Consider the following 16,608-nt stretch of genomic DNA (forward strand, 5'->3'; position numbering starts at 1 on the left):
ACTCTTTTTTTTGTGAGAAACTAAAAGAAAAAGGGGGATGGCTATGATTCAAATTCCTTCACAGATTGAAGGTAAGCACTTTGATTTGTATAAGCTAGAGCAATTATTGAAGCCGCTTGGTTATACGATTGGCGGTAATTGGGACTATGATCACGGATACTTGGATTATAAAATTGACGATGAAAAAGGGTATCAATTTTTAAGGGTTCCGTTTCGAGTCGTTGATGGACAACTTGACGCAAGAAATTGTACGGTAGCGATTGAAAGACCATTCTTGCTATCGCATCTGTTTCAAGATGACCTAGACGACCATGCATATATTGGGAATGCATCTGCATCCTTTGACCAGTTTCAGGAACCGGTGGATAAAGACGCAAGCGTTCCTGAAAAATTTGTAGATATCGGTAAGGCACTCGTTCAAGAACTCGAACAAATTCTTATTGACTAAGACTGTCAATAATTAGTAACTCATCCTGTTTTTCAATAACGGTTTCTTGAGGAGGATTCACCATTGTGTTTTCTCCTCTTTTAATGCCGATTAAAAGCTTTCCATCTTTAAGTAAATTCCCATTCGCGGTATAAAATGATTGAGAGACATAGTCATTACTTGGATGGAAGTGAACTCTACTACCGTGAAGTTCATCAAGTACCTCAACAAAAGTCGATACAACTCGATCGGTGGCAATGCAATTAGTCATAATATAACTCATCATCCGGTTGGATTGAATAATCTCGTCAGCTCCAGCTCTTTTCGCATTTGCCATCTGTTCACGGGTAAGAACTTCTACAATGGCAGTAATGTTGGGATTTAGGCCTTTGATGGTCAGTAACGCAAGAATCGTATTCATGTCCGCATCAAGCTCATCCTTGTGTTGGTCGGCTGTAATAAGGACCTTTTCGGCTGTAGCAATATTTGCTTTTATTAAGACATGATCTTGAGAAGCCCTTCCTCTAATAAAGTGCACCTTTGCATCCATAATTGGATTGGATTCTAAGGTTTCATCGATTAAAATAATATCTGTAAATTGGTCGAGTGTTCGAATTGTTTGAATAATTTCTTTTGACCGTTCATTCCATCCAATGATAATCAAATGTTTATCTCCTCTAAAATGAACTTTTCCTTCTAAATAATTGTTTTGCCTAGATACGGCCGTTGTAGCAAGCGTAATAAAATAGGTGGATAAGAATCCAGCGCCCACAAAAATGAGGAGAATTCCTACGATTCTTCCCAAAAATGTTTCTGGAGAATAGTCTCCATATCCAACAGTTGATGTAGTAATGACGGCCCACCAGATTCCTTCGAAGACAGTAGGAAAACTGTCTGGCTCAATGATATGGATTATAATTCCAAAAAAAAGAACGAGTAAAATGGCCATGGTTAATATTCGGACAAGCGTTGGCAATCGTAAAAAACTAGTATAAATTCGGTGGTGCATACCCTCACCTCTCGGTAGTCTCTCTAAAAGTATAGACCATATCGATTGGTATTAAACTCGAAGAAAGACCCTCAGGGATGAGGGTCTTAATCTTATTTTTGTTTAGCCGCAGCCAATGCCCTATTCACATCAATTAATCCTTCGCCAAAGTATTCATCTTTCCCAACTTCTCCAATGTCATAGCTGGAAGAACGAATAATGTCCATAACTTCCTTATTGGATAAAGTCGGATTGGTAGATAAAATTAATCCAGCTAATCCTGTCACATGTGGAGACGCCATGGATGTCCCCGAAAGGGCAGCATATTGGTTTTGGAAATAGGTGCTTGGAATATCAACACCTGGTGCGACTACATCGATATAATTTCCATAGTTTGAGAAAGAGGCGCGTTCTCCTGAATAACCAATCGCTGATACGCTTAGTACTTGATCAAAGGCTGCAGGGTAACTTGGTTGGTTCGTATTGTCATTACCTGAGGCTGCAATAAGAACGACCCCTTTATCGTATGCATATTGAATGGCTTCTTTTAATACGGTAGCCGGTTGATAATTGCCTAAGCTTAGATTAATTACATCGGCTCCATGGTCTGTGGCCCAGACAATGCCTTTTGCAATATCGAACGTATAACCATAACCGTCCTTCGCTAATGTTTTTACGGGCATAATTTGATTGTACCATGTGATTCCAGCCACTCCCTCGTGATTATTTGTCTCAGAAGCGATGATGCCTGCAACATGTGTCCCATGACCATTATCGTCATCTGGGGTAGCCTTCTCATCGATCGCATTGTAGCCTTCTACCAACTTATGCTTTAAATCCGGATGATCCAAATCGACCCCTGTATCCACAACCGCGATCACGACATTTTTATCTCCCTTTGAAATATTCCACCCTTTTTCTGTTTCGATTACGGGAAGATTCCATTGGTACTGCTCTTGATAGTAAGTGTCATTTGGGACAACGGCTTCATTTTGTAAAAGAATGAAGTTCGGTTCGGCATACTCCACTTCCTCTAACCCACGGAAGTAAAGGAGCATTTGGTGTGTCGTTTTGGAATTAGAACGGAACATGTATAGGTTGGCTAATTTGTCACTTTTACTTGCGTCAATCTCTTTGTTAATTTGAGCAAGCCGTTCATCACTAATCTCTGTTTTAAATTTAACGGTTGCTTCGTGCTCATAGTAATGACTTTGATCGTCTTCATTATGGTTAATAATTTGAACTTCTGAATGATGATTAAGTTTTGAAACTAAGCGGTTGTTCGATGGATCATTATTTAGATGCATGAGTCTGGATGTTGGTTCTTGAGAAGGTTCAACATTCACTTTTCGCATATCTATCGTATTTCGATCGAGCGTTCTTATTTCTCGATCGGGCATCATTCGAGCAACCCCTATAATCAACAACAAGGCTAATCCAATAAGCATAAGCGGTCTTGTTCTTCGAAACATCCTTCTCACCTCATCGTTTATTTCCTACTATTAGGATGTTCAGTCACCCGCCTAGTATTGATGGTAATTTTAAGGAAACAAGAATCATACATAAATCTCGAGGAAAACAGTAAAAATGTACGTATGTGCCAGATAAAGGAGGGAAACGAATGAACAAGCCATTAGCTTATTTAAGAGAAATTTTATCGAATTATACGGATCGATCTGACACAGCTGAATTCATATTCAATAAGATAGAGCAAGGGAATTTTTCAAGTGAAGAAAGCTTTGCTCGAAGCTTATCTGATGAAGAAAATAATTTTTTAAACAGTATTTTGCCGGAAGAAATTAAGCATGCGAACAATGAAGATGATGATACTCGTGCAAAGCAATTAAACGAAGTGTTTGAACAACTCTTTTAACAAGGAGAAAAAGGACAATGAAATCATTGTCCTTTTTCATCTCTCTCTAGAGCTTCTTCCGTATAAGGGTCATGCTCCACCGCCGGAAGATCACCAAAGGTTGTCATAATGCCTTCTTCATCGAGTTCCTCTTCATACTTTTCATGTTGTTTATTTGGATAGACAGTAACATGCTTTCCAGTAATATCAACACCGACAAAGTTTTCGTAATCTTCCACATAGCCAACATTTTCTTGGGATTCAATATACATGTCATCATAATGATCCACTTGCTCAACTAAATCAGAAGGGCTCTCAGATGTTCCGTAGCTTGCCACATCCTGCCATGAATCTTCCGCATCATACGAGACATTTTCATCGGTCTCATCCATATCAAATTTTCCAAAAGGAGGCATTAATACGCCCTCTTCAATCGGTCTTTCGTGAGAAGTCACTTTATCTGGAGTATGCTCAATGCAATAAAGTGTATTGGGAAGAGCTTCTAAACGCTCCACTGGGATCTCTTTATGACATACCACACATGTACCATATGTTCCGTTTTTGATGGCTTCTATGGCTTCAAGAGTATTGCGATATTCCAATCGATAATGTTCGTTAAGGGCGAGATCTTTTTCTCGTTCATATAATTCGGTTCCAGCATCACCAGGGTGGTTGTCGTAAACAGAAAGTTCACTTACCGAATCGGAAAGACTTCGTTGCAAATTGAAATGATCATTGTTTTCAAATTCCTCTTCTATCTGTGCTTTACGGTCTTCTAACATTTGCTTAAATTGCTGTAGTTGTTGACTTGATAGCATCTCAACCAATCCTTTCGCTGGTCTGGTACAAGTTTTAGTATTTACTGATACATGTAGGAACATAAAAGGTAAAATGTGCTTAGAAAAAAATGTCGAATCGTCTCCTAGTTCTCCCGAAAAGTTTGATATAATTAGTTGGGTATGGAAGGGAGAACTGAAAATTGGGAAATAGGGAATTACTAAAAAAGAATTTAAAAAGTAGATCATTTCGGTTAAACCTACTGTTCTTTGTTATATTTTGTCTATTTACACTTCTCATTATCCGTTTAGGATTAGTACAAATCGTATTCGGGGAATCATATAGTAAAGAAGTTTCAAGACTTGATGCAACGGTTGTGAGTTTGCCAGCACCACGGGGCAAAATGTATGATCGACATGGACAAGTAATTGTCGATAATGAAGGAATGGATGCTGTCGCCTTTTCAGAAGAACCAGGAATGACAACTGAAGATAAAATCGAAGTAACACGAAAACTTGCAAAACTATTAAGCTTAGAAAAAGAGAGTTATAAAGAAAGAGATTTAAAAGATTACTGGTTAGCGGCTTATCCAGATGAAGCGGAAAAGCTTTTAAAAGAAAAAGAACTTTCGCTTACAGGGAAAGAACAATATGCCCTGCAAATTGAACGTGTTCCTGAAAAAGCTGTGAAAGAAATAGAAGAAAAAGAGCTTGAGGAAGCCATTATTTACAAGCGCATGACAAGTGGCTATATGTATGAAATCCAAACGATTAAATCTGAGGGTCTCACTCTTGAAGAGATGGCAACCGTCTCAGAAAATCTCAGCTATCTTCCGGGTGTAGAAATTATTACAGATTGGAATCGTATTTACCCATATGGTGAAATGTTAAAGCCGGTTTTAGGCAGCGTAACAACAGCCAAACAGGGAATATTAGAAGAAAGAAGCAATTATTACTTGTCTAGAGGCTACTCGCGTAACGACCGAGTGGGAAAAAGTTATCTAGAATACCAATACGAAGAATTACTGCATCCGAATAAAGGTCAAAAGAAATACGTAACCGACCGAAGTGGAAATGTGGTTGATGAAGTAATCGTTTCTGAAGGATCAAGAGGAATGGATTTACGCTTAAGCATCAATGCAGACTTACAAAAGGAAGTCGAAAAGATTCTAGAAGAAGAAATTCGGGATGCAAAAGCAGGAAAAGGGAATCACCTCCTTGACCGAGCGTTCGTGGTTATGATGCACCCGTATACTGGTGAAGTGTATAGCATTGCTGGAAAAATGGTGAATCAGGAAAATAAGAGCGAGCTACTCGACTACTCTGTTGGAGCGTTTGCGAGTCAGTATGAAATGGGATCGACAGTCAAAGGAGCAACCGTTCTCGCTGGATATCAAACAGGAGCCATTAAGCATGGTTCATACTTCTACGATTCACCGATCCTTCTAAAAGGGGCAAAACCAAAGTCGTCATGGAAAAACTTTGGAAGCTTGAATGACTTAAAAGCGCTAGAAGTATCCAGTAACGTGTACATGTTCCATACCGTTATGAAAATGGCAGGCGTAAATTATGTGGCGAATTCTCCTATATCCGTTCAACAAGAGGATTACACAAGATTAAGAAACATTTATAAGCAATTTGGTCTCGGTGTATCAACGGGAGTGGACCTTCCGAATGAAGCAACAGGATTCCAAGGGAACCCAGATAATCCTGGATTGCTACTCGACATGGCCATTGGTCAGTACGATACGTATACACCGCTTCAAATGGCACAATACGTCTCAGCGATTGCAAATGGCGGTATGCGTGTGAAGCCTCATCTTGTGGCGAGTGTCCATGAACCTATTAGTGAACAAGGACTAGGGCCAGTCGTTCAGAACATTAAGACGGAAGTATTAAATCGTGTATTAAACACAGATGAAGATTTGGCTCGTGTTCGTGAAGGGTTTTACCGAGTAGTCAATGGATCAAATGGTACGGCCAAAGGCTCCTTCACCATGGACGTATCAGGGAAAACAGGAACGGCACAAACCTATTATTATGGTCCTGACCGTTCGAAGTGGGGACAAGCAACCTATAACCTGACGTTTGTTGGTTACTATCCATCTGAGAATCCTAAAGTAGCGTTCTCCGTCGTCGTTCCATGGGCGTCCAATGACAAACACCCAGTAAACAAACACATTGCTAATCGGGTGGTTGAAGCGTTCATTAAATATGAAGAACAACGAGCGATAGAAATACCTACAGATGTGGAAGGCGAAGAAGCATTGTTAACAGAAGCACAATAAAATGATGAGAAACCTAGATTCGGTTGGATCTAGGTTTTTTGCCTTTGAAAAAATATTGTTTGAATAATCTTACAATGTTGTGTTAGGATAAAATCATACAAAATAACAAACAGCGTTGCGTAATAAGAAACAGACTATTTTTCATAGGGAGGAAAGAGAATGTCTATTTATGTAACAAAGGGGAAATTAAAGATTGCCGCAGAGCTTTATCATTTCTTTCAAAAGGAAGCGCTGCCACAAACACAGCTCGATGAAGAATCCTTTTGGGAGGGGCTTTCAGAACTGGTCCATGATTTAACACCGAAGAATGAAGCGCTTTTAAGAAAAAGAGATGAACTTCAACAGCAAATCAACACATTCCATAAACAACAAGCATCCTTCACACCTGAGTCCTACAAAAACTTCTTAACGGAGATCGGCTATTTAGAACAAGAAGTACCTGATTTTGAAGTAACAACAGAAAGTGTAGATGAAGAAATTAGCCTTCAAGCAGGTCCTCAGCTTGTTGTTCCAGTTGATAATGCCCGATATGCACTAAATGCGGCCAATGCAAGATGGGGAAGTTTGTATGACGCCCTTTATGGAACGGATGTTATTAGTGAGGAAGGTGGAGCATCAAAAGCAGGAGCTTATAATTCTATCCGTGGAGAAAAAGTAATCTCTTTTGCAAAGCAATTTTTAGATCAAACGGTTCCCCTTCAGGAAGGTTCCCATTCAGACGTAACTAATTATCATATTTCTGAAGGCCAGTTAATCATGACCTTAACAAATGGAAATAAGACACAGCTGATGAACCAACAGCAATTCGTCGGATACCAAGGTGGAACGGAAAATCCATCAGCAATCTTGTTGAAAAATAACGACCTCCACTTTGAAATCCAGATTGATCGCCAATCACCCATCGGTGCGTCAGATGCGGCTGGTGTAAAAGATATTGTCATGGAATCGGCCTTAACCACCATTATGGACTGCGAAGATTCCGTTGCTGCAGTAGATGCAGAAGACAAAGTACGTGTGTACCGAAATTGGCTAGGATTAATGAGAGGGGACTTAACTGCCACCTTCCAAAAAGGATCGACTACAATCACACGGAGCCTACAACCTGACCGAGAGTATATGAGTCCAACAGGAAATTCATTCACATTAAAAGGTCGTTCCCTTATGTTTGTTAGAAATGTCGGTCATTTAATGACGACCAACGCCCTATTAGATCAAGCAGGAAATGAAGTGCCAGAAGGGATCATGGATGCCGTGATCACCAGCTTAATTGCAAAGCACTCTCTTTTAGGAAATGGCTCCTACCAAAATTCCTCTAAGGGCTCTATCTATATTGTAAAACCAAAAATGCACGGGTCTGAGGAAGTCGCTTTTGCCAATGAATTATTCAATCGAGTCGAGGACTTAATCGATGTTCCGAGGAACACGATAAAGATTGGGGTAATGGATGAAGAAAGACGTACGAGTCTCAATTTGAAGAATTGCATACATGAAGTAAAGGAACGAATTGTGTTTATCAATACCGGATTCCTTGACCGTACGGGAGATGAAATTCATACCTCCATGGAAGCTGGACCGATGATACGAAAAAATGAGATGAAAACATCCACCTGGCTTCAAGCCTATGAAAAGTCCAATGTGTCAACAGGACTATCTGCGGGTCTTCAAGGAAAAGCGCAAATTGGAAAAGGAATGTGGGCAATGCCGGACTTGATGGCTGAGATGATGAAACAAAAAATAGGGCATTTGAATGCAGGTGCAAACACGGCGTGGGTTCCGTCACCGACGGCCGCCACTCTGCATGCTCTTCATTATCATCAAGTCCATGTAGGTTCAGTTCAAGATGAGCTGAAGCAAAAACTAGAAAGCTATAAAGATGAAATTTTAAGAATTCCAGTGGCAACAGATAGAAGCTGGAGTAAAGAAGAAATTCAAGCAGAGCTAGACAATAATGCACAAGGAATACTAGGATATGTAGTGCGTTGGGTCGAGCAAGGGGTCGGCTGTTCTAAAGTTCCAGATATCCATCATATCGGCTTAATGGAAGACCGAGCAACATTAAGAATTTCAAGTCAACATATGGCCAACTGGCTACATCATGGAATTTGTACAGAGGAACAGGTATTAGAAACCATGAAGCGGATGGCAAAAGTAGTGGACGAACAAAATGGCGGAGATGGAAATTACCGGCCAATGTCTGAAAGATACGAGGACTCTGTTGCCTTCCAAGCAGCATGTGAGTTAGTGTTTAAAGGATACGAACAGCCGAGCGGGTACACTGAACCCATTTTACATCGTCGAAGAATTGAAGCAAAAAGAAAATTTGCCCATCAAAGATAATCAACCGATCAGGGCGTGAGGTGAAGAAAATGGAAAGAGACAATATGGTCAAATCGGTGAGTCGCGCCCTTGATATTATTACCCTTGTTTCTATGAAAAAAGAAGGTCTTGGCGTAACAGAAATCGCCAATCAGATGGATATTAATAAAAGTTCCGTCTACCGTATTCTAACGACGTTGGCGCAATACGGGTATATTGAGCAATATGCTGATAGTGGTCGTTATCGGCTGGGTTATACCTTTTTGGATATTAGCTCCAAGCTTTTAGATTCCATCGATATCCGAACAGAAGCAAAGCCATACTTACAAGAGCTAGGAAAGGTGACTCATGAGGTGATCCACTTAGTGGTTTATGATCATGATGAAGTCGTTTATATTGAAAAATTTGAAGGTACAGAAACACTTCGTATGCACTCAAAGGTGGGAAGACGAGCACCTATGCACTGTACAGGAGTAGGGAAAGCCATTTTAGCCTACTTACCGACTAGCACCACTGAGGAGATTATTGAACGAAAAGGCTTACCTGCTCATACAAAATATACCATTACCGATCGTGAAAATTTTCTATCTGAATTAGAAGCAGTTAAACAAAGAGGGTATGCTTTAGATTTGCAGGAAAATGAAGTGGGCATCACATGCATTGCCGTTCCCATTTTCGACCATGCCGGGAATCCAGTGGCAGCGTTAAGTGTATCGGGCCCAACGATTCGAATGACGGACGAACGAATGGAAGAATTGAAACCACATGTTCTTGAAACAGGTGCAAACATTTCAAGACGGTTAGGATATCGATAAAAGTTGAGCTTCAGGAAACGTTTGAAATCGAGTAACTAGCAAATAAGCGGAGATTTTCCGGTTAGATGCAAAATGGAGCTCATTTTAGGGTAAATAAGGGGAGAGTTTCCACTAATGCAGTGCAAATTCCCCCGTTTTCGAAATTTTCGAGCCAATTGGCGGAATCTCTCCGTTTATTTAAGCCTTTTTTAAAAAAATTATTAAGTTAAGCGGAATTTCTCCGCCTATTCATCAGCTCACGTTTGCTATGTCAATTTCTTAGAAACGTGAAAAGACGTATGACCAATTCATACGTCTTTTCCTGTGTCTTTTAATAAGAAAGTAACAGCCCTTAGTTATCAGTAGGTATTACTCAGCTTTTGCAGCTTCTAAAGAAATAGAAAACTTCACTTTATCCCCAACAAGAACTCCGCCTGTTTCAAGAGCAGCGTTCCAAGTTAGACCGTAATCACTACGGTTTACTGTACCTTCTGCACTGAAACCAACTTTTTCATTGCCCCAAGGATCTTTACCTTGACCCTCGAAAGTGACTACAAAAGTTTCAGATTTTGTTACGCCGTGAAGAGTAAGGTCTCCAGTTACGTTGTACTCATCTTCGTCTTTTCTTTCAATTGAAGTAGATTTGAAAGTCATAGTTGGATAGTTTTCTACATCAAAAAAATCAGCAGAACGAAGGTGGTTGTCACGATCCTCATTACGAGTATCAATGCTTGCTACATCTACGTTAAATACGATGTTTGCAGTAGTTAAATCAGTTGGATCTGCTTCGATTTCTGCGTCGAACTTATGGAATGCACCATTTGTTTTAGCGATCATCATATGTTTGATTGAAAAATCTACGTTGCTGTGTGCTGTGTCAACTGCCCATTTTGCTTTTGTCATTTTAATATACCTCCAATAGTTTTTGTTTCAGTTCATATATCTTGAATTAAATATATTTTATTTCGAAGTAATTATATGATAGGGATCAAACCTTTGTCAATAAATAAATTTTCAAATAAATAAAAACAGTTTGCGCTACGAACGCAAACTGTTTTTAGTAAAAGTAATATCAATCAAAAGGATCTCCGAACGGCTCCCAATCCGGAGCGGTGGACCCCAAAAGCCAAAGCCTGAGGAGACGAATGCATGAAGTTGACTTTTCTTCAAATATCCCCAATCAAGCTCGAAAATTCTTTTAGTTATCAAGTGGTTCGGTGCCATCTGTCCACGATGAGTATGTCCAGACAACATTAAATCGGCTCCGTGCTCTGCTGCTTGAACAAGTTCTAGTGGTTGATGATCCATAATAAAGATGGGCTTTGTCTCATCTAAGCTATCTAGCAGGTTTTCAATGTGTTTACGGTTACGATCGGTCTTATCTTTTCTCCCAACGAGCTGTATACCGCCTTCAAGGACAACTGTCTCGTCCATTAAGATAGGAATTCCAATACGCTGCATTTCTTCTACATACAAGGGAATTCCGCCACCATAATATTCATGATTTCCTAACACCCCGTATACACCATATGTAGCAGATAGCTTTTCCATAATGGAACCGAATCCTTTTTGAATAAAAGGCTCAGGGTCATCATCTATAATATCTCCTGGTAACAGAATTAGATCGGGCTGTAGTGAATTCACTTCTTGAACCAATCGATTTGCGTGAGTTTTACCGGATAAATGGCCAAAGTGCATATCGGAGGCCATGACGACCCGAAGAGAGGAAAATGAAGCTTCTTTATCTATTTCAATCTCATGCTCCCGAATCACAGGATTATAGGCGTTGAATGTACCAAGTCCTAAAATACCGATCATCACCAAGAGGACAACGGTACCTACTCAAAAAATTACGCTGTTAGGTGAAAAGCCAGCAAAAATAAATAACCAACCGATAAAATCAGCAATTGGAAGAAGCAACAAGGTGTATTGAATAATTCCGAACCAATAAGAACCTATATATTTGAGAACTAATAATTGTTTAAAAAATCTCGCTAGAACATAGCTGTAGGATAATAGAAAAATAACAGCAACAACGATTCCGAAAATTTCTATAGAAAAAGTGGACTGTAACCACAGATGTACATTCCAGCTGATATAAAAGGTGAAGACGCTATATAAAATAATCGTTAGGACAAGCCTACTGTACATGGCTGTTTTCAAAGTATTCTACTCCTATTCATGTGTGACAAGGCGCTTACAAAGTGAAGCCTGGATTCCTTGTTTTTGCAGCTTTTCAACAATTTGCGCACTCGTTAATCGTTTACTTATTATCATTGTTTCACGAACTGCCTGTTTTACTACCTCATTTAGCTTCATCTTTACCCCTCATTTCATATGACTATATGGTCAGGATAAGTATATCTTTTAAATGACTAACTGGTCAAACTGGGTAAAAAATGTTCAATCTCTGAACGTTTATTTTCTTGAATAATATTCTGAAATGAGATTTTTATAGTGATCTAGGCTAGGATAACCACTGAAGTTTGATAGCATTCCTTGAATGACAGGAGCTCGCGGCTTTTCTTTTTCAAGTTCCTCTTTTAATACTTGAAAAGTGACGAGTAGTTCGTCTTCTCCTATTTTATCTATCTCTTCTTCTAAGTTTTTTAATACATTTGATAACGATGGCTGATCAGACGAAAGGAAGAAATGGATGATTTCTTCGACTTTGTCGTTTGTTAAGAAGGGACTGTCCTCATAAATATCCTTCACTATACTATCTGTTCTTTTAAGAATAAACTCAGTAACCTGTTTGATATTAAAATCTGGGGAAGAAAATAATAAAACGCCCATATATGATTTAATCATGCCTTCAAGGATGATCGTTATGTCCCATGAGTACGGTTCAATGTCAAGGCCGTAGATATCAATAATGCTTTGGCGATAGTGTTGATGAGATTCCATTTGCTTCCCTAGTAACAAATGTTTGATTGTTTCATTTCTCGGTATCGCTTGCTCTTTTGTGAGCATAATAAGAAATTCTCTATGCGTAAGAAAATGTGAATATAATGCCATCTGTTGAGAAATAAACTTTTCTCGAGGACTTTGTGAGCTTGTTATTACTTCTGAGAAAGCTTGCTCTATCATCTCAAAATGGTATTGTAAAATAGCTAATAGTAAGTCATCTTTTGATTTAAAGTGTAAATAAAAGGCTCCTTTAGAAATTCCACTTTCTGTTGCGATTTCTTGGATAGATGTGGTTGAAAATCCTTTACTAGCAAAAAGCCTCATGCTTACTTCGATTATTTGCCTATCTTTTTCGTTCATAGAAATACCCCCGTTAAAACAAGTTACGATCATGATTGTCATCTTTTTATTATAAAATTTGAATCTTTATTTATAGTAGTCCGTATTAACACATTGTGAGTACAAACAAGTTGACGACTGACCGATCAGTCAGTTATATTGTAATAGTGATGACTAATTGGTCATTTATTGTTTTATTATAACAAATCACTTGAAATTAATCAAAAGGGGAGAAAAATGGTTGAAAAGTTTAGTTAATTTCGTCCTGAAAAATAAACTTGCTGTGTGGTTATTAACCATTATTGTAACAGCTGCTGGCATATACTCTGGCACAAAGATGAAGATGGAAAGTATTCCAGATGTGTCGATTCCATATTTGATTGTCATGGATGTGTATCCAGGTGCAACGGCTGAACAAGTAATGGATGAAGTATCGATACCGATGGAGCAGACGATTGAGGGGCTTGAGGATGTGAAGGCGGTCTTTTCAAACTCATCTGCAAACGTAGCTCAATTACAAATTGAGTACGACTATGGCGTTGATATGGATGAGAAAAAACGTGAACTTGAATCTGCACTAGATAATATCACGTTACCGGAAGCTGCTGAAGAGCCAACGATTATGGCGCTTAGTATGAATATGATGCCTGTGTTGGCTTTATCCATATCCAGCACAGAGGAAGATATTGTTGAATTATCAACAACGGTTGAAGAAACCATCTTACCAGACATAAACAATATTGATGGTGTTGGATCCACAACCATTACAGGTCAACATATCGAAGAAGTGCAATTCACGTATGACCAAGAGAAGATGGAAGCGCTTGGTTTAACGGAAGATACCGTGAAACAAATGGTTCAAGCAAGCGATATGGCGTTATCACTAGGTCTCCAACAGTATGAAGAAGGAGAAGAAGCGGTAGCCATTGATGGTGATATAAAAACGGTTGATGAACTAAAAGAGATGCTCATTCCTGTAACACCTACGGCAGAAAATCCAACTCCGTTTGTTACATTAGGAGATATCGCTACGATAGAAACAGTTGGAAAAGTACAATCCATTTCCCGTACAAATGGGGAAGAGGCCATTTCTATTCAAATCACAAAAGGCCAACAGGCAAATACAGTTGAAGTAGTTAATGAAATTAAAGACTTAATTGAGGACGAAAAAGAAGCCATTGATGGATTAGTCATTGATGTAACGTTAGACCAAGGAAAACCAATCGAAGACTCTGTTTTCACAATGGTCGAAAAAGCATTATTTGGTGGTTTATTTGCGGTCATCATCATTCTTTTATTCCTGCGTGATGTAAAATCAACACTTATATCCATCGTATCGATTCCAGTGTCAATCTTTATGGCATTCTTGCTATTAAACTGGCTTGATATTACCTTAAACATTATGACTTTAGGTGCTATTACGGTAGCGATTGGTCGTGTGATTGATGACTCAATCGTTGTTGTAGAAAACATCTATAGACGAATGAATTTGGAAAATGAAAAGCTTAGAGGTCGTGCATTAATTCGTGAAGCAACGATTGAAATGTTTAAACCAATCCTGTCATCTACTCTCGTAACAGTGGCGGTATTCGCTCCACTTATGTTCGTAGGTGGGATGGTTGGCGAACTCTTTAGACCGTTTGCGTTAACGATGGCATTTGCCTTAGGTGCGTCACTAATTGTTGCGATTACGATTGTTCCAGCATTATCACATTTCTTATTCCGAAAAAATTTATACGGAGAAAAGAAAGTTAAACAGCACAACGAGGTTGGAAGATTAGCAACATGGTACAAAGGTGTGCTAGCTAAAGCGTTAAATCATAAGATCATTACCTCTCTAATTGCAGTAGTATTACTTGGAGGATCTCTTGCATTAACTCCAATCATTGGTTTTAGTTTTATGGGTTCTGAAGAAGAGAAAACCATTTACCTAACGTACACACCAGCTGCTGGTGAACTTGAGGCAGAATCGCTAGAAAATATTGAAGAAGTTGAACAAGAACTGATGAAACGTGACGATATAGACATTGTTCAAATTTCTTACAACAATAGTGCGTCTACAGACATGTCGGCTATCATGACGGGTGGGGCAAAAGGTGCGTTAATGTACCTGATTTTTGATCCTGACATGAAGGATTTTCCTGAAGTGAAAAAAGAAGTAGAAGATTATGTATTTAATATTGATCATTCTGGTGAATGGAAATCGCAAAATATGGCGATGGGTAGCATGAGTTCAAATGAAGTCAGCTACACATTGTACAGTGAAGATTTAGAAGACTTAAATAAAGCAGTGAACCAAGTGGAAGAGGCACTAAACGATGTTAAAAACTTGGAAGACGTTACATCTGATATGGAAAATCCATATGTGGAGCATGTGTTAAATGTGGATCAACAGGATGTGTTACAATACGGTCTAACCACCGCACAAATTGTTGGAGCACTAGCAAATACAGGTTCTGAAGACGTCTTAACAACCGTAGAAAATGACGGTGAAAAAATTGATGTCATCGTTCAACGTGAAGCAAAAACAGACGCAAAATCAATCGATGAATTGTTGGAAACTCAAATACCAACTGCATTGGGTACGACCATGCCGTTGTCTGAACTTGTAACCGTAGAAGAGGGAACAACCTATAACACATTAGCTCGTAGTGAAGGGGAATACTACTCTACCGTTTCTGGAACAGTAACAACAGATGATGTTTCTGCGGCAACCTCTGCAGCAGACAAAAAGATCGATGAACTTGATTTGCCTAAAGGAGTAACACTTGGAGTTTCTGGGGTAGCGGCGGATATGCAAGAAACGTTCACGCAACTTGGGGTAGCGATGTTGGCAGCTGTACTGATTGTGTACTTCATCTTAGTGGTCACATTCGGTGAAGGGTTAGCGCCATTTGCGATCCTATTCTCTCTACCATTTGCGGTGATTGGTTCCTTCGTAGGATTATGGATAGCTGGTGAGACAATCTCAGTATCCGTAATGATGGGACTATTGATGTTGATTGGTATCGTTGTTACGAACGCAATTGTACTCGTCGACCGTATTATTCATATGGAACGTGAAGGAATGTCGATCCGTGATGCAATCATTGAAGCGGGAGCAACAAGATTACGTCCAATTCTAATGACCGCCATCGCAACAATTGGTGCAATGGTACCGATGGTATTTGGCGCTGGTGGATCTGGCTTAATCTCAAAAGGATTAGCCATCACGGTCATTGGTGGTTTAACATCATCCACACTTCTCACACTAGTGATTGTACCGATTGTATATGAAGTACTTTCAAAGATGTTGAAGAAAAATCGTAAAGAAATTGAAGAGAACTAAGCATTGTTGAAGCCCTCAATCCTTTGATTGAGGGTTTTTTATTTTAGGGGAAGGAATATTTAATATTGTTGTTCTTAATTAAGAACAATTAATGCTATAATAGTAGTAAAGTATGACATGATAAAAGGAGGTGATCTTCTTGAAGAGCTCTTTAAAATACTGGACCATTGTGATGCTAATCGTTGGTCTTCTTTTCCCATCCTCTGCTTTAGCAACATCCAGTTACTCTTATAGTGATTCATCATCAACAACAAAGTCTTTTTTTAGTTTCCTCTTTTCCTTTTCTAGTTCGAAAGGGAGTAACGATTGGGATGACCACTGGGGAGATGAGGATTGGGATAAGGATTGGGACGATGATGACTGGAAAGATTGGGATGGCTGTCTAAGGGAAAAGAAAGATAGTAGCAAATGTATAGAGTCAAAGGACGTTTGGCATGATTGGTACTGCTGGGAAAAAGGAGACCATGATCATGACCATGATGACCACGATGACAAAGATGATTATGATTGGTATGACAAAGACTGGGATGATGACAAAAAATACTCCTGGGGCGATTGGTCATTTTGGAAATGGTGGTAACACAAAACAT

Annotated in this window: 13 protein-coding genes and 1 pseudogene; 7 read left to right on the forward strand and 7 right to left on the reverse strand. The window is 39.3% G+C overall.

Annotated elements, in window-relative coordinates; genetic code table 11:
- Positions 1-43: 43 nt before the first annotated feature.
- Positions 44-448 carry a YugN family protein gene (locus tag ACFFHF_RS24540; protein WP_160546202.1) on the forward strand — a complete coding sequence of 135 codons (405 nt, stop codon included), beginning with the start codon at positions 44-46 and terminating at the stop codon, positions 446-448.
- Here the strand turns inward: ACFFHF_RS24540 and ACFFHF_RS24545 are convergent.
- Both ACFFHF_RS24545 and ACFFHF_RS24550 read right to left on the reverse strand, forming a co-directional pair.
- A complete protein-coding gene (locus ACFFHF_RS24545) occupies positions 438-1,478 on the reverse strand; it encodes a potassium channel family protein (protein ID WP_377059308.1) in 1,041 nt (346 codons plus the stop codon). The two genes, ACFFHF_RS24540 and ACFFHF_RS24545, sit on opposite strands and share 11 nt — an antisense overlap.
- Before the next feature lie 50 nt (positions 1,479-1,528).
- Positions 1,529-2,887 carry a S8 family peptidase gene (locus ACFFHF_RS24550; protein WP_377059268.1) on the reverse strand — a complete coding sequence of 453 codons (1,359 nt, stop codon included), beginning with the start codon at positions 2,885-2,887 and terminating at the stop codon, positions 1,529-1,531.
- Positions 2,888-3,036: 149 nt separating this feature from the next.
- On the opposite strand from ACFFHF_RS24550, the gene ACFFHF_RS24555 reads away from it, so the two are divergent.
- Positions 3,037-3,288: a sigma-G-dependent sporulation-specific acid-soluble spore protein CsgA gene (locus ACFFHF_RS24555; RefSeq protein WP_377059269.1), complete on the forward strand. Its 252-nt coding sequence runs from the start codon at positions 3,037-3,039 to the stop codon at positions 3,286-3,288.
- A 23-nt stretch (positions 3,289-3,311) separates the two neighbouring features.
- On the opposite strand, the gene ACFFHF_RS24560 is transcribed toward ACFFHF_RS24555, so the two are convergent.
- Positions 3,312-4,085 carry a TraR/DksA C4-type zinc finger protein gene (locus ACFFHF_RS24560; RefSeq protein ID WP_377059270.1) on the reverse strand — a complete coding sequence of 258 codons (774 nt, stop codon included), beginning with the start codon at positions 4,083-4,085 and terminating at the stop codon, positions 3,312-3,314.
- Between the two features lie 161 nt (positions 4,086-4,246).
- Between ACFFHF_RS24560 and ACFFHF_RS24565 the strand changes: the two genes are divergently transcribed.
- From ACFFHF_RS24565 to ACFFHF_RS24575, 3 genes are all read left to right on the forward strand, one after another.
- On the forward strand, positions 4,247-6,331 hold the full coding sequence (locus ACFFHF_RS24565; protein WP_377059271.1) for a peptidoglycan D,D-transpeptidase FtsI family protein: 2,085 nt from the start codon (positions 4,247-4,249) through the stop codon (positions 6,329-6,331).
- Positions 6,332-6,490: 159 nt separating this feature from the next.
- On the forward strand, positions 6,491-8,668 hold the full coding sequence (locus ACFFHF_RS24570) for a malate synthase G (RefSeq protein WP_377059272.1): 2,178 nt from the start codon (positions 6,491-6,493) through the stop codon (positions 8,666-8,668).
- A gap of 29 nt (positions 8,669-8,697) precedes the next feature.
- On the forward strand, positions 8,698-9,462 hold the full coding sequence (locus ACFFHF_RS24575; protein WP_377059273.1) for an IclR family transcriptional regulator: 765 nt from the start codon (positions 8,698-8,700) through the stop codon (positions 9,460-9,462).
- Positions 9,463-9,810: 348 nt separating this feature from the next.
- Here the strand turns inward: ACFFHF_RS24575 and ACFFHF_RS24580 are convergent, their stop codons facing one another.
- From ACFFHF_RS24580 to ACFFHF_RS24595, 4 genes and pseudogenes are all read right to left on the reverse strand, one after another.
- The gene (locus tag ACFFHF_RS24580) at positions 9,811-10,344 is read right to left on the reverse strand and encodes a YceI family protein (protein ID WP_160546194.1); all 534 of its coding nucleotides are present in this window, start codon (positions 10,342-10,344) and stop codon (positions 9,811-9,813) included.
- Positions 10,345-10,479: 135 nt separating this feature from the next.
- Positions 10,480-11,604: pseudogene (locus tag ACFFHF_RS24585) on the reverse strand (metallophosphoesterase).
- A 12-nt stretch (positions 11,605-11,616) separates the two neighbouring features.
- Positions 11,617-11,760 carry a hypothetical protein gene (locus tag ACFFHF_RS24590; RefSeq protein WP_377059274.1) on the reverse strand — a complete coding sequence of 48 codons (144 nt, stop codon included), beginning with the start codon at positions 11,758-11,760 and terminating at the stop codon, positions 11,617-11,619.
- A 99-nt stretch (positions 11,761-11,859) separates the two neighbouring features.
- Complete coding sequence (locus tag ACFFHF_RS24595; protein ID WP_377059275.1) at positions 11,860-12,711, reverse strand: TetR/AcrR family transcriptional regulator; 852 nt, start codon at positions 12,709-12,711, stop codon at positions 11,860-11,862.
- Between the two features lie 220 nt (positions 12,712-12,931).
- On the opposite strand from ACFFHF_RS24595, the gene ACFFHF_RS24600 reads away from it, so the two are divergent.
- Entirely contained in the window at positions 12,932-16,018 is a 3,087-nt protein-coding gene (locus ACFFHF_RS24600) for an efflux RND transporter permease subunit (protein ID WP_377059276.1), read from the forward strand.
- A 139-nt stretch (positions 16,019-16,157) separates the two neighbouring features.
- Positions 16,158-16,598, forward strand: a complete 441-nt coding sequence (locus ACFFHF_RS24605; protein ID WP_377059277.1) for a hypothetical protein — start codon at positions 16,158-16,160, stop codon at positions 16,596-16,598.
- Positions 16,599-16,608: the final 10 nt, after the last annotated feature.

The organism is Robertmurraya beringensis, from assembly GCF_042433785.1.
GTDB lineage: Bacteria > Bacillota > Bacilli > Bacillales > Cytobacillaceae > Robertmurraya_A > Robertmurraya_A beringensis.

Coding starts and splice junctions, on each gene's coding strand:
- ACFFHF_RS24540 (WP_160546202.1), top strand. CDS start 44: ATGATTCAAATTCCTTCACAGATTGAAGGTAAGCACTTTGATTTGTAT.
- ACFFHF_RS24550 (WP_377059268.1), bottom strand. CDS start 2,887: ATGTTTCGAAGAACAAGACCGCTTATGCTTATTGGATTAGCCTTGTTG.
- ACFFHF_RS24555 (WP_377059269.1), top strand. CDS start 3,037: ATGAACAAGCCATTAGCTTATTTAAGAGAAATTTTATCGAATTATACG.
- ACFFHF_RS24560 (WP_377059270.1), bottom strand. CDS start 4,085: ATGCTATCAAGTCAACAACTACAGCAATTTAAGCAAATGTTAGAAGAC.
- ACFFHF_RS24570 (WP_377059272.1), top strand. CDS start 6,491: ATGTCTATTTATGTAACAAAGGGGAAATTAAAGATTGCCGCAGAGCTT.
- ACFFHF_RS24575 (WP_377059273.1), top strand. CDS start 8,698: ATGGAAAGAGACAATATGGTCAAATCGGTGAGTCGCGCCCTTGATATT.
- ACFFHF_RS24580 (WP_160546194.1), bottom strand. CDS start 10,344: ATGACAAAAGCAAAATGGGCAGTTGACACAGCACACAGCAACGTAGAT.
- ACFFHF_RS24590 (WP_377059274.1), bottom strand. CDS start 11,760: ATGAAGCTAAATGAGGTAGTAAAACAGGCAGTTCGTGAAACAATGATA.
- ACFFHF_RS24595 (WP_377059275.1), bottom strand. CDS start 12,711: ATGAACGAAAAAGATAGGCAAATAATCGAAGTAAGCATGAGGCTTTTT.